Here is a 13,066-nt window from a genome sequence, read left to right as displayed (position 1 = left end):
CCACGGCGTGCGCGCCCTCAACGGGAGGTGGTTTCCGTGGCAGGGTGGAGCGGGCAAGCCTCAGGGGGCCAACAGAAGAGGGGGAAAAGTGACCGTCGTCTGGATCAACGGCGCGTTCGGTGCGGGGAAGACCACCACCGCACGGGAACTGATCGACCTGATCCCGAACAGCACGCTCTTCGACCCCGAGGTCATCGGCGCGGCGCTCCCGCAGCTGCTGCCGCCCAAGCACCTCGCCGAGGTCGGCGACTTCCAGGACCTGCCGATCTGGCGCCGGCTCGTGATCGACACCGCGGCCGCCCTGCTCGGCGAGCTCGGCGGCACCCTCGTCGTCCCCATGACCCTGCTGCGCCAGGAGTACCGCGACGAGATCTTCGGCGGCCTCGCCGCCCGCCGGATCCCCGTCCACCATGTGCTCCTCGCCCCGGCCGAAACGATCCTGCGCGAGCGAATAGCCGGGCGGGAGATCCCGCCCGACCTCCCCGACGGCGAGATACGCGTACGGCAGTGGTCGTACGACCACATCGAGCCGTACCGCGCCGCCCTCGCCGTCTGGCTCACCGGCGACGCCCACCCTGTCGACACCAGTGACCTCACCCCGTACGAGACCGCCGTCCGCATCGCGGAGGCCGTCGGCAGCGGTGACGTGGCCGCCTGCGACATCGTGCAGACCCCCGAGCCCACCGCCGAGACGCTGGCCGCCGGGGTGCTGCTCTTCGACGAGCACGACCGGGTGCTGCTCGTCGACCCGACCTACAAGCCCGGCTGGGAGTTCCCCGGCGGTGTCGTGGAGCCGGGCGAGGCGCCCGCGCGCGCGGGCATGCGCGAGGTCGAGGAGGAGACCGGCGTCCGGCTCGAGGACGTACCCCGGCTGCTGGTCGTCGACTGGGAACGGCCGAAGCCTCCCGGATACGGCGGGCTGCGCCTCCTCTTCGACGGCGGCAGGCTCGACTCCGAAGCCGCTGCCGGAGTGCTGCTGCCCGGGCCCGAACTGCGGGCCTGGCGTTTCGTCACCGAGGAGGAGGCGGCCCATCTGCTGCCGCCGGTGCGTTACGAGCGGCTGCGCTGGGCCCTGCGGGCACGTGAGCGGGGGGCCGCGCTCTATCTGGAGGCCGGGATCCCGGTCGGGTGACCTTCTGACGGGGCCGAGGCCCGCTCCAGCTCCTCCGCCGGATACGGCGTCGACCTGCTCTCCTCCCGCAGTCGTCGCTCGAAGCCGGTCATCACGGTGGCGACCCGGGCGTGGCGGGTGAGGAGGGCGGCGGCACCGTCCGGGATTCCCTCCGGCCGCAGGCCTTCGGCGCAGGCACGCACGAAGGCCGCGCGTTCCTCGCCGTGGTGTCCGTACAGGTCGGTGACCAGCCATTTCACCAGGTAGGTGAGGGTGTAGGCGCGGTCGTAGCCGCGGTGACGTTCGATGAAGTCCCTCTCCTCAGCGGTGACGTGGAAGCGGGGGGAGAGCGCCAGGCCGTGGTCGGCGAGGTAGAGGCGCCGTCCGTCCGTGAGGATGTTGCGGAAGTGGGCGTCGAAGTGCAGGAGGTGCGCGTCGCGGAGGAAGGCGGTCAGGTGTGCCAACTCCCGTTCCACCAGGGCGCAGGCGTCGTCCGCGTCGTCCGTGCGGAGCTTTTCGGCCAGCCAGTCGTGGAGGGTGGTCGGGAGGTACTCCAGGAACAGTGTCAGGCTCGCCGACGCCGAGCGCAGTTCCTCGATCCGCTTGCGCAGGCCTGGGCGTCCGCCCCAGTACGCCACGGCACGGTCCACGTCGGCCAGGTCCTCGTACAGCGGCCGGGGTTCGGCGGGCAGCACCCGCCAGTGGTGGGTGAGCGGGAAGCCGGGGAAGCCGCCCGAGAGCACCCAGCGCGTCGTCATCGCGTGCACCGCGAGTTCCCGCCAGGCGCCGAGGCCAGGGCTGGCGAGGTCGCCGACGCCGTAGTGGCAGACGGGCGGCAGGTCGAAGAGGTTCGCGGTGGAACGGGCGTGTTCGGGGCGCAGTTCGGTGTCGGTGAGGCGGATCCGCTTCACGAAGACCGGCTGACCGTCGACGTCGACGCGCAGCACCTGTCCGCCGACTCCGGTGCCCAGCGGGGTCCCGGACGCCACCAGGTCCGCGAGCTCCTGGTCGCTGAGGAGGTCCAGGGTGGTGGCGAGGGCGTGGTGGGCGGTGAGGCGTGCGGTGGGGGCCATGGTCCCCATCTTCAGTGCGCGGAAGAGAACTTGTCCGCCGCTTCGCGCAGGACCGCCGAGGCACGCCCGGTCACCGGGTCGCCGTGGCCGAAACACGCCAGGTCGGCCTGGCCGACCGGGAAGCGCGGGAGGCGGAGGTGGGGGAGGAGCTTCGACGACGTCCATGGGCGACCGTGGAGAGGGCCCCGTCCGGAAGACGAGGCCCTCTGCTGTCGGCCGGAGCCGGTGACTCAGCTCGCCGCGTACGTGCGCAGGAACAGGGCCTCCGCCACCGACAGGCGCTCCAGCTCTTCCGGGGACACGCTCTCGTTGACCGCGTGGATCTGGGCCTCGGGCTCGCTCAGACCGATGAGGAGGATCTCCGCGTGCGGGTAGAGGGCCGCGAGGGTGTTGCACAGCGGGATGGAGCCGCCCTGCCCGGCGTACTGCATCTCCTGGCCCGGGTAGGCCACCGCCATCGCCTCGGCCATCGCCGCGTACGCGGGGCTCGCGGTGTCGGCGCTGAACGGCTGGCCCTGCCCGATCTGCTCGGTCTGCACCCGCGCACCCCACGGCGTGTGCGCCTCCAGATGGGCCTGGAGCAGCTTGGTCGCCTCGGCCGCGTCCGTGCCCGGCGGCACCCGCAGACTGATCAGCGCACGGGCACTGGCCTGCACGGACGGGGTGGCGCCCACGACCGGCGGGCAGTCGATGCCGAGGACGGTGACGGCCGGGCGGGCCCAGATGCGGTCGGCGACCGTGCCGGAGCCGATCAGACCGACACCGTCCAGGACCTTGGCGTCACGGCGGAACTGCTCCTCGTCGTACTGCAGGCCATCCCAGGCCGTCCCGTCGGTCAGGCCGTCGACGGTCGTCGAGCCGTCCTCGGCGCGCAGCGAGTCCAGGACACGGATCAGTGCGCCCAGCGCGTCGGGGGCGGCGCCGCCGAACTGGCCGGAGTGCAGGTTGCCCTCCAGCGTGTCGATGCGCACGCGCATCATGGTCATGCCGCGCAGGGTGGAGGTGACGGTGGGCAGGCCCACGCGGAAGTTGCCCGCGTCGCCGATGACGATGGTGTCGGCCTCGAGCAGCTCGGGGTGCTGCTCGGCGTAGCGCTCCAGGCCGCCCGTGCCCTGCTCCTCCGAGCCCTCGACGATCATCTTCACGTGGACCGGGACCCCGCCGTCGGCCTTGAGGGCGCGCAGGGCCAGCAGGTGCATGATGAAGCCGCCCTTGCAGTCGGCGGTGCCGCGCCCGTACCAGCGGCCGTCGCGCTCGGTCAGCTCGAAGGGCGGGGTGATCCAGCCCGCCTCGTCCAGTGGCGGCTGCACGTCGTAGTGGGCGTAGAGCAGGACGGTCTTCGCGCCCGCGGGACCGGGCAGGTAGCCGTACACCGACTGCGTCCCGTCCGGGGTGTCGAGCAGGGCGACGTCCTGGAAGCCCTCGGCGCGCAGCGCGGCCGTTATCCAGTTCGCCGCCGCCTCGCTCTCGCTCCTCGGGAACTGGTCGAAGTCCGCCACCGACTTGAAGGCCACCAGCTCGGTGAGCTCCGCCTTCGCCCTGGGCATCAGCGAGGCGACGGTCTCGGCGACCGGATTCGACGACATGGGCACGCTCCTTGTGGGTGCGACGTTGTACCGATGAGTGCCGTCGATCCTCCCACAGCGGGCTGTGGCGATCTCGGTCGTAGGATGCGGGGGACAGGTGCGGCAGGCGGCTTGATCGGGAGCAGTAGACCATCGTGAGCAGCGAGAACTCTTCGGCGGACGACGTGCGGCAGGTGTGGGACGTCGTCGTGGTGGGCGCGGGACCCGCGGGGGCTTCGGCCGCCTACGCGGCGGCGGTCACGGGGCGGCGCGTGCTGTTGCTGGAGAAGGCGGAGCTGCCCCGCTACAAGACGTGCGGCGGCGGCATCATCGGCCCCTCGCGCGACGCGCTGCCACCCGGCTTCGAGCTGCCCCTGCGGGACCGGGTGCACGCGGTGACGTTCTCGAACAACGGGCGCTTCACCCGCACCCGTCGCTCCCGGCAGATGCTGTTCGGGCTGATCAACCGGCCCGAGTTCGACCAGCAGCTCGTCGAGCACGCCCAGAAGGCGGGCGCCGAGCTGCGGACGGGCGTCACCGTGCAGCGGGTCGAGCAGCACGGCTCGGCGGTGCCCGACCGCAGGACGGTCGCGGTCGTCCTGCAGGGCGGCGAGACGCTGCTCGCGCGCGCGGTCGTGGGCGCGGACGGCAGCGCCAGCCGGATAGGCGCACACGTCGGGGTGAAGCTCGACCAGGTGGACCTCGGCCTGGAGGCGGAGATCCCGGTGCCGGAGACGGTCGCCGAGGACTGGAAGGGACGGGTGCTCATCGACTGGGGCCCGATGCCCGGCAGCTACGGCTGGGTGTTCCCGAAGGGCGACACGCTGACGGTCGGTGTGATCTCGGCGCGCGGTGAAGGCGCCGCCACCAAGCGGTACTTGGAGGACTTCGTCGGGCGGCTCGGCCTCGCCGGCTTCGAACCGAGCATCTCCTCCGGTCACCTGACCCGCTGCCGCGCCGACGACTCCCCGCTGTCCCGGGGGCGGGTGCTGGTCTGCGGGGACGCGGCGGGCCTGCTGGAGCCGTGGACCCGCGAGGGCATCTCCTTCGCCCTGCGCTCGGGCCGGCTCGCGGGCGAGTGGGCGGTCCGTATCGCGGAGGCGCACGACGCGGTGGACGCCCGCCGTCAGGCCCTGAACTACGCGTTCGCGATCAAGGCGGGTCTCGGCGTCGAGATGAGTGTCGGCAAGCGGCTGCTGGCCGCCTTCGAGCGCCGCCCGGGCCTGTTCCACGCGGCCCTCACCGGCTTCCGCCCCGCCTGGCGGGCGTTCACGGATATCACCCGCGGCCGGACGACGCTCGGCGAGATGGTCCGCTCGCATCCGCTCGCCCAGCGGGCGCTGACGATGATGGACCGACGGCAGGAGTCGGCACCGGCGTCGGCGCCCGCGGCCAAGGAGACCGACTCCTGACCGAGGCGCACGGGGTCAGCCCTCGACCGTGATCCGGAACACCGGGTGGTCGGGGGCCGCCGCGATGATCTCCTCGTCCGTGGACTTGGCCGTGACCCCCTGGAAGTACTGGTTGACCTCCCACCCCCACTTCTCCAGGTAGGTCCGCAGCACCGGGAGCTTCTCCGCGTCGGGAAGCTCCACCGCGGTGAACGTGCGCACCTTGCGCCCCACCCGCAGCTCCCCGCCGCCGGCCACGCGCATGTTGCGCACCCACTGGGAGTGTCCGCGGGCCGACACCAGGTACTGCGCGCCCTCGTACGTGTGCGGGTTGACCGGGATGCGCTGCATCTGTCCGCTCTTGCGGCCCCGCACCGACATCTCCGCCGTGCCGGCGAGGCTGAACCCGTGCCGGGCCAGCCAGCCGATGAAGCTGTTGAGACGGACGTTGAGCGGGCTGCCCTTGAGGTAGTACGGCGACGACGACATCGGATGACCCCCAGTTCTGAGAGAGCGGTGCTCTCGCTTGATTCGAGTGTGCACGACATCACCGACCCAGGGCAAGAGCGGTGCTCTCTTTTTTGTTCGCCGCTCTCGAATGTGTGCACTGCTCTGTCTTTCGTGGGACACTGGGGCCCATGAGCAGCGCCAACAGCACCGCCCGAGGGGCCCGCGCCCGCGCCCGGATCGAAGTCACCACCGCCATCAAGGAAGAGGCGCGCAGACAGCTCGCGGCCGAGGGTGCGTCCAAGCTCTCGCTACGAGCTGTCGCGCGTGAGCTCGGCATGGTCTCCTCGGCGCTCTACCGGTACTTCCCGAGCCGCGACGACCTGCTCACCGCGCTCATCATCGACGCCTACGACTCCCTCGGTGAGCGAGCCGAGGCGGCGCACGCCGCCGTGGCCGGTGCCGAGCCGGTCCGGCGCTGGGTCGCGGTGTGCGAGGCGGTACGCGGCTGGGCGCAGGCCCATCCGCACGAGTACGCGCTGATCTACGGCTCGCCCGTCCCCGGATACAGCGCCCCTGAGGCGACCGTCCCCGCCGCCTCCCGCGTCGGCGTCCTCCTCATCGGCATCGTGCGGGACGCGCACCAGAGCCAGGGGCTGAACGTGCCGCTCCTGACGGACGAACTGGTACCGGAAGCCGTGCGCATGGCCGGCGACCTCGCCCCCGACCTCCCGCCGGGAGCGGTCACGGCACTGGTCGCGGCCTGGGCCCAGCTGTACGGGCTGGTCGGCTTCGAGTTGTTCGGCCAGTTCCACCGAGTGGTGGAGGAACGCGAGCCGTTCTTCCGGCACGCGGTGACACGGCTCGCCCACGGGGTGGGGCTGGGCTAGGGGCCTGTCCGGCGGATCATGCCGCAGACGCGGGGCTTGGTGCGTCCTCCCCCACTCTCGGCTTCGCTCGAGCGGGAGGTGCCCCCACCGGCGTTGTCGTCGGTTGTCGACTCCCCCACGCTCGGCTTCTCCCCCACTCTCGGCTTCGCTCGAGCGGGAGGGACCCCCATGCGCGGGGGGACCCCCATCGCGTCGACGCCCTCCTCCGCCTTGCAGCTGGACGCTCTCCCACGCTCGAACAGCCTCGCGCGGGGGCACCCCCATCGCCCCGCTCACCCGCACCGATGAGTCACCGCCGGATTCCTGCGACTTGATCCGCCGGACAGGCCCTTGGGGGGTGTCCCGGGGAGCAGGCAAGTCCGACTGACGGGGGAAGGCCGGGCCAGGCCACGGTAATGAAGCGCCGTGGGCGGATGTCGGCCGGGGTGACGAAGCGCCATGGGCGGATGTCGGCCGGGGTGACGAAGCGCCGTGGGCGGATGCCGGCCGGGGGCGCCGGGCCCGGGCGGGCCGGCGCCCATTCGGGTGCGGTCGGCTCGCGGGTGGGGGCCGGGCGCGGTCTGGTGGTCACGGATGCGCGCCGATGACCAATGCCGTGGTGCCTGGGCGGACCCAGTGCCCGGGCAACGTCGGGCGCCCGGCCGTGAAAGGACGTGGCATGCGAATAACTGGTCCGACAGCCGGCCGTCGAAGGACGTGCGCCGCGGTCGTCACCGTGGTGCTGTCCTGCTCGACGGCGCTGACCGCTCCCCCTCCCGCAGCGACGGGTGGCGGGCCGGCTCCCGCGGTGCCCGCCCCGGAGCTCGCCTGGAAGCCCTGCGTTCAGGACGCGCGATACGACTGCTCGACGGCGACCGTGCCGCTCGACTACGCGGAACCCGGCGGGCGCACCGTCGAACTGGCCGTGGTGAGGCGGAAGGCCACCGACCCCGGGCGGCGCATCGGCACCCTGTTCTTCAACCCCGGCGGCCCCGGCGGGCCCGGGTCGGTGCAGATGCCGCAGATGTACGAGTTCTTCCCGGGTGAGGTGCGGGAGCGTTTCGACATCGTCAGCTGGGACCCGCGAGGGATCGGCAACAGCACAGCGGTGAACTGCTTCGCAAGCCCGGAGCAGGCCGAGGCCTGGATCGCGGGCCATCCGGCCGGATTCCCGGTGGGCGAGCGGGAGCGGAAGGCCTGGATCGACGCCTACCGGGAGCTGGGCCGGGCCTGCCAGCGGCGTGACCCGGAGTTTCTGCGGCACGTCTCGACGGCCGACACCGCTCGCGACCTGGACCAGCTCCGCCGCGCGGTGGGCGAGTCGCGCCTCACCTACATCGGGATCTCCTACGGCACGTTCCTCGGCGCCACCTACGCCAACCTCCACCCGGACACCATCCGTGCCATGGTGCTCGACAGCAACGTCGACCCGTCGGCGTGGACGAACAACGGGTCGGAGCAGGCCCGGCTCTCCACCTTCCTGCGCTTGGGGTCGGACCGTTCGGCGGCCCGGACCCTGGACCGGTTCCTGTCCCTGTGCGGGTCCGCCACCGTCGCGCGCTGCGCGTTCTCGGCCGGCAGCCCCCAGGCCACCCGGGACAAGTTCCACGAGCTGACCCGCCGCCTGAAGGAGCGTCCGGTGGAGTCGTGGACCTACGCCCGGACCGTGGCGGACACGGTGAACAGTCTCTACGTCGTCCACCCCGGATGGACGAACCTGGCCGCCCGGCTTCAGGAGCTGTGGCAGGGGCGCGTCCCGGCGGCCCCCGCCACGCCCGCCATGACGCCTCCGGTCCCGGTGCCGTACCTGGGCGAGGAGCAGGGCGCCGCCGTGATCTGCAGCGACAGCCCCAACCCGCGCGATCCCGCCGCCTTCCATACGCTGGAGGAGGCCGCCGCAGTGCGTTCCGGCGACGCGGCGCGCTCCTGGACGTGGGCCACGGAGCCGTGTTCCACCTGGCCGGCGGCGCCCGCCGGCCGGTACGCCGGGCCGTGGAACAAGCCGACGGCGCACCCGGTGCTGGTGGTCGGCACCACCTACGACCCGTCCACCCCGTACGCGGACGCGCAGGCGATGTCCGAGCAGCTGGCCGACGCCCGGCTGCTCACCCACCACGGGTACGGACACACCGCGCTGCTCAACCCCAGTACGTGTGTCGACGACCACGTGAGCCGCTACCTCGTCGACGGCGTCCTCCCGCCGCCGGGAACCTCCTGCGAGCAGGACACGCCGCCCTTCTCGGCGCCCCAGCCACGCGGTGGCATCGCCACCGGCGGGGGCGGCACGGCGCCGTGAAGCACCCTGCCGCGGCGACGGTCGCGGCACCGTGACCGCCGCCCGGCCCCGCCCACCCCCGTCGGTCCTGACGCCCGCTCCGACGAAGCGCTACCAGGCGCACCGCCCGTACTTCCAGGGGAGTACACGCGGTCACCTCGCCCGGCGGACGTCCACGGCGGGCCGGGGCGTCTAGCGTGGCTGACATGGACGAGGAGCGGGTGCCTGAGCGCGGTGGCCCGGCCCGGTGGCGGCGGCCCGGGCCGCCGTGGCCGGGCCTCTGGGAGGAGGACGAGCGGCCGGGCGGCCGGTGGCCCTGGCGCTCCACCCTGCTGCTCGCGGTCTTCGTCTTCGGCGGCTCCACCTTCGCCGCGCACCAGCAGCAGGGCGAGCGGGCCGTGCTCGACCCGTTCGCGCGCGTGCTGCTGCTCGTCGCCGCCGGACTGCTGCTGTGGCGGCACCGGCATCCCGTGCCCGTCGTGTTCGGCACGGCCGCGGCCACCGCGGTCTACCTGGGCGCCGGCTATCCGTACGGGCCGATCCTCCTGACCGTCGCCGTGGCCTGCGTCGCCGCCGTCGCCGCCGGGCACCGGCGGGCCGCCTGGACGGCGCTGGCACTGCTGTGGGCCGTGCACCTGCTGGTCGCGCACTGGCTGTACCGGTGGCTGCCGCCGTCCGGGGACGAGCCCGCCTCCTTCGGTCAGGAGATCGTCGTCGCCACCTGGGTCGTGGTGATCGTGGCCGTCGCGGAGCTGGTCCGGACCCGGCGTGAGCAGTGGGCCCGGGAGCGGGCCGAGCGCGCCCAGGCCGCACGGCGGCGCGCCGACGAGGAGCGGCTGCGCATCGCCCGCGAACTGCACGACGTCCTCGCCCACAGCCTCTCCGTCATCAACGTCCAGGCGGGCGTCGGCCTCGCGCTCCTCGACTCCCACCCGGAGCAGGCGCGTACCGCGCTCACCACCATCAAGTCCGCCAGCAAGGAGGCGCTCGGTGAGGTGCGCCAGGTGCTCGACACCCTCCGCACGCCGGGAGACGCGCCGCGCGCTCCGGCGCCCGGCCTGGACCGACTGCCCGAACTGGTGGAGCAGGCGGCGCGTGCGGGCCTGACCGTCGCGGTGACGGGGGAGCCGCCCCGGCTGCCGCCCGGCACGGACCTCGCCGCGTTCCGCATCGTGCAGGAGGCCCTCACCAACGTCGTACGGCACTCGGGATCGCGGCACGCGCGCGTGCGCCTCGACCAGGCGGGCGGGACACTGCGGCTGCGGATCGACGACGACGGGCCGGCGGCCCACACCGACGCGGGCGGCGGCGGCAACGGCCTCGCGGGAATGCGGGAGCGGGCCGCGGCCCTGGGTGGCACGATCGAGGCGGGGCCGCGGGACGACGGCGGTTTCCGGGTGCTCGCCGTACTGCCGTCCAAGGTCAGGGAGGACCGGTGATCCGCGTACTGCTCGCCGACGACCAGTCGCTGGTCCGGGCGGGGTTCCGGGCGCTGCTGGACGCACAACCCGACATCGAGGTCGCCGGGGAGGCCGCCGACGGTGACGAGGCGTTGCGCAAGGTGCGCGAACTGCGGCCCGGCGTCGTGCTGATGGACATCCGCATGCCCCTGCTCGACGGGCTGGCCGCCACGCGTCGTATCACCGAGGACGAGGCGCTCGCCGAGGTGAGGGTGGTCATGCTCACCACCTTCGAACTCGACGAGTACGTCTTCGAGGCGATCCGCTCGGGTGCCTCCGGCTTCCTCGTGAAGGACACCGAGCCGGACGAACTCCTGCGCGCCGTACGGGCGGTGGTGGCGGGCGACGCGCTGCTCTCACCGGGTGTGACGCGCCGGTTGATCGCCGAGTTCGCCGCCCGCTCCAGGAAGCCCGCGTCCACGGCGGAGCTGGCCCGGCTCACCGAACGGGAGCGGGAGGTGATGGCGTTGGTCGGGATCGGCCTGTCCAACGAGGAGATCGCCCGCCGACTGGTCGTCAGCCCCCTCACGGCCAAGACCCACGTCAGCCGCACGATGGTCAAGCTGGGCGCCCGTGACCGAGCCCAACTGGTCGTACTGGCCTACGAGTCGGGGTTGGTGCGGCCGGGCTGGCTGGGCTGAGCCCGGCCGCGGAAGCGGACCAGCACGCCCACCACCCGGGCCGTGAACACCACGGGCGCGAGCACCAGCCCCGTCCGGAGCAGCACCGTCTCCAACCCGTCCGGGAGCGCGAAGAGCAGCGCCGGGCCGGCGACCGCCCCGAAGAGCACCGCCGCCGCGAAGGCCGCGCTGAACAGCGCGTACCCGATCTCGACGGTGATCGCGTCCCGTTGCGCTTGCGTGCGCCGGCCCCGGGACCCGTCCCCAGGGGGGGGCGCCCGGGGGGGCGCCCGGCGGGGCAACGACTCCCGCCGGGCGCACACGGAGGCGTCCCCCTAGTCGCGGACCGGCACGCGTTCCGCGTTCGCCTCCTTCAGGGTGGACTTGGTGGGCTCGGTGGACTGGGCGACCACCAGCGACTGCGCCGAGCGCCGCGTGCGCAGGCCGGGCAGGGTGATCAGGAGGCCCAGGGCGGCGATCGCGGTGACGACCGTCAGGCCGGGACGGTAGCTGTCGAGGACGGCCTGCGGGGTGGGGTCGGCCGGGGCGCCCGCCGTCACCACCGCCGTCACCACGGCCAGGAAGATCGCGCCGCCCACCTGTACCGAGGTGTTCAGCAGGCCCGACACCATGCCCTGCTCGTGGTCCTCCACACCGTTGGTGGCCTGGATGTTGAGCGAGGGGAAGACCAGCGCGCAGGCCGCGCCGATCAGCAGCATGCTGGGCAGGATCACGGCCGCGTACACCGGGTCCAGGTCGACCCGCAGGAACAGCGCGTACCCGACCACCATGAGGGCGAAGCCCACCGCGATCAGCCGCGGGGTGCCGAACCGGTCCACGACCGAGCCCACCTTGGTCGAGGACAGCGCCACCAGCGCACCCGCCGGCAGGAAGGCGAGTGCCGTGTGCAGCGCCGACCAGCCCAGCAGCGTCTGCATGTAGAGGGTCGCCAGGAACTGGAAGCCGACGTACGAGCCGAAGAAGGTCATCGCGCCGAGCTGGGCGCGGATCTGGCTGCCGGAGCGCAGCACGCCGAGCCGGATGAGCGGGCCGGCCGAGCGGCGTTCGACGAGGACGAAGACGGTCAGCAGGGCGGCGGCGGCGAGGAAGGACAGCAGGGTGCGGGCGGAGGCCCAGCCGACCTCCGGTGCCTGGACGACGGTGAAGACCAGCAGCAGCATCGACGCGGTGCCGAGGACGGCGCCCGGGACGTCGTACCCCTTGTGCCCCTGCTCGCGTTCGCTGCGCGGCAGCAGCTTCAGGCCCGCCAGCAGGGCGACCAGCGCGATCGGCGCGGGCAGCAGCATGGTGAGGCGCCAACTGGCCTCCGTCAGCAGGCCGGAGAGGACCAGACCCATGGAGAAGCCGGTGGCGGCGCAGGTGGTGTAGATGGAGAGCGCGCGGTTGCGCAGCGGGCCCTCCGGGAACGTCGTCGTGATGATCGACAGGCCCGCCGGGGCCGTGAAGGCGGCGCTCAGGCCCTTGATGAACCGGCTGGCGATCAGCAGCGGACCCGAGTCGACGAGCCCGCCGAGCAGCGAGGCGAGCGCGAACACGCCCAGAGCGACCAGGAACACCTGGCGGCGGCCGAGCAGGTCGGCCGTGCGGCCGCCGAGGAGCAGCAGGCCGCCGTAGCCCAGGATGTAGCCGCTGACGATCCATTGCAGCGTCGAGGTGGACAGGTCGAGGTCGGCGCCGATGGACGGCAGGGCGACGCCGACCATCGACACGTCCAGCGCGTCCAGGAACATCGCGGCGCAGAGCACCAGCAGGGTGCCCCACAGCCGCGGGGTCCAGCGAACCTCGGGGAGAGGGGACGCGGGGGAGGAGAGCGGAGAGGTCATGCGGAAGACACTACATGCGCATGCATCGAATGCAAGCGCATTTAATTCTGGTGCAATGAATCCCGTTCTCTGCTACGGTGCGGCCATGGCGGCGAAGAAGGCCGAGCAGGCGCTCGTGGAACAGTGGCGGGACATCCTGGCGCTGCATGCGCGCACCCAGTGCGAACTCGACCGCGCGCTGCACCAACACGGCCTGTGCGCCAGCGACTTCGAGGTGCTGGACGTCCTCGCCGGGGGAGTCCCGCCGGACGGTTCCTGCAGCTTTCGCGTCCAGGAGATCGCCGAACGGGTCCATCTGAGTCAGAGTGCGTTGTCGCGGCTGATCGCCCGGCTGGAGAAGGACGGTCTCGTCGAGCGCGGCATGTGCCCCGAGGACCGCAGGGGCGTCCAGGTGGTGCTCACGGGCAAGGG

At 72.7% G+C, this 13,066-nt stretch carries 12 protein-coding genes; 7 read left to right on the top strand and 5 right to left on the bottom strand.

The window, feature by feature from the left end; genetic code table 11:
* Positions 1-88 precede the first annotated feature (88 nt).
* Positions 89-1,132, top strand: a complete 1,044-nt coding sequence (locus ACPT94_RS41835; protein ID WP_360331199.1) for an NUDIX hydrolase — start codon at positions 89-91, stop codon at positions 1,130-1,132.
* Here ACPT94_RS41835 and ACPT94_RS41830 read toward each other — a convergent pair.
* Together ACPT94_RS41830 and ACPT94_RS41825 are read right to left on the bottom strand one after the other, a co-directional pair.
* Positions 1,102-2,184, bottom strand: coding sequence for a BUD32 family EKC/KEOPS complex subunit (locus ACPT94_RS41830; protein WP_425247999.1), 1,083 nt, complete (start codon positions 2,182-2,184; stop codon positions 1,102-1,104). The genes ACPT94_RS41835 and ACPT94_RS41830 overlap by 31 nt on opposite strands.
* A gap of 230 nt (positions 2,185-2,414) precedes the next feature.
* Positions 2,415-3,770 carry a dipeptidase gene (locus ACPT94_RS41825; protein ID WP_425248000.1) on the bottom strand — a complete coding sequence of 452 codons (1,356 nt, stop codon included), beginning with the start codon at positions 3,768-3,770 and terminating at the stop codon, positions 2,415-2,417.
* A 134-nt stretch (positions 3,771-3,904) separates the two neighbouring features.
* On the opposite strand from ACPT94_RS41825, the gene ACPT94_RS41820 reads away from it, so the two are divergent.
* Complete coding sequence (locus ACPT94_RS41820) at positions 3,905-5,161, top strand: geranylgeranyl reductase family protein (RefSeq protein WP_360331190.1); 1,257 nt, start codon at positions 3,905-3,907, stop codon at positions 5,159-5,161.
* Between the two features lie 15 nt (positions 5,162-5,176).
* Here the strand turns inward: ACPT94_RS41820 and ACPT94_RS41815 are convergent, their stop codons facing one another.
* Entirely contained in the window at positions 5,177-5,629 is a 453-nt protein-coding gene (locus tag ACPT94_RS41815) for a nitroreductase/quinone reductase family protein (RefSeq protein ID WP_425248132.1), read from the bottom strand.
* A gap of 149 nt (positions 5,630-5,778) precedes the next feature.
* Here ACPT94_RS41815 and ACPT94_RS41810 point away from each other — a divergent pair, with 149 nt between their 5' ends.
* The 4 genes from ACPT94_RS41810 (at position 5,779) to ACPT94_RS41795 (ending at position 10,832) form a co-directional block, all read left to right on the top strand.
* Entirely contained in the window at positions 5,779-6,477 is a 699-nt protein-coding gene (locus ACPT94_RS41810; RefSeq protein WP_360331184.1) for a TetR/AcrR family transcriptional regulator, read from the top strand.
* Between the two features lie 658 nt (positions 6,478-7,135).
* A complete protein-coding gene (locus ACPT94_RS41805; RefSeq protein ID WP_425248131.1) occupies positions 7,136-8,752 on the top strand; it encodes an alpha/beta hydrolase in 1,617 nt (538 codons plus the stop codon).
* 185 nt (positions 8,753-8,937) lie between these two features.
* A complete protein-coding gene (locus ACPT94_RS41800) occupies positions 8,938-10,170 on the top strand; it encodes a sensor histidine kinase (RefSeq protein WP_425248130.1) in 1,233 nt (410 codons plus the stop codon).
* Positions 10,167-10,832, top strand: coding sequence for a response regulator (locus ACPT94_RS41795; RefSeq protein WP_425248129.1), 666 nt, complete (start codon positions 10,167-10,169; stop codon positions 10,830-10,832). The genes ACPT94_RS41800 and ACPT94_RS41795 overlap by 4 nt, the downstream gene beginning before the upstream one ends.
* Here ACPT94_RS41795 and ACPT94_RS41790 read toward each other — a convergent pair.
* On the bottom strand, positions 10,793-11,113 hold the full coding sequence (locus tag ACPT94_RS41790) for a DUF6332 family protein (protein ID WP_425248133.1): 321 nt from the start codon (positions 11,111-11,113) through the stop codon (positions 10,793-10,795). The genes ACPT94_RS41795 and ACPT94_RS41790 overlap by 40 nt on opposite strands.
* Positions 11,114-11,146: 33 nt before the next feature.
* Positions 11,147-12,655: an MFS transporter gene (locus ACPT94_RS41785; RefSeq protein WP_360331172.1), complete on the bottom strand. Its 1,509-nt coding sequence runs from the start codon at positions 12,653-12,655 to the stop codon at positions 11,147-11,149.
* An 85-nt stretch (positions 12,656-12,740) separates the two neighbouring features.
* On the opposite strand from ACPT94_RS41785, the gene ACPT94_RS41780 reads away from it, so the two are divergent.
* On the top strand, positions 12,741-13,066 hold a 326-nt coding region (locus tag ACPT94_RS41780; protein ID WP_425248128.1), incomplete at its 3' end, for a MarR family winged helix-turn-helix transcriptional regulator.

The sequence above is a fragment of the Streptomyces aurantiaciflavus genome (genome assembly GCF_049808595.1).
In the GTDB taxonomy this organism is placed as follows: domain Bacteria; phylum Actinomycetota; class Actinomycetes; order Streptomycetales; family Streptomycetaceae; genus Streptomyces.
The sequence above is the reverse complement of the archived record's forward strand: the minus strand, read 5'-3'. Positions and strand labels throughout refer to the sequence as shown.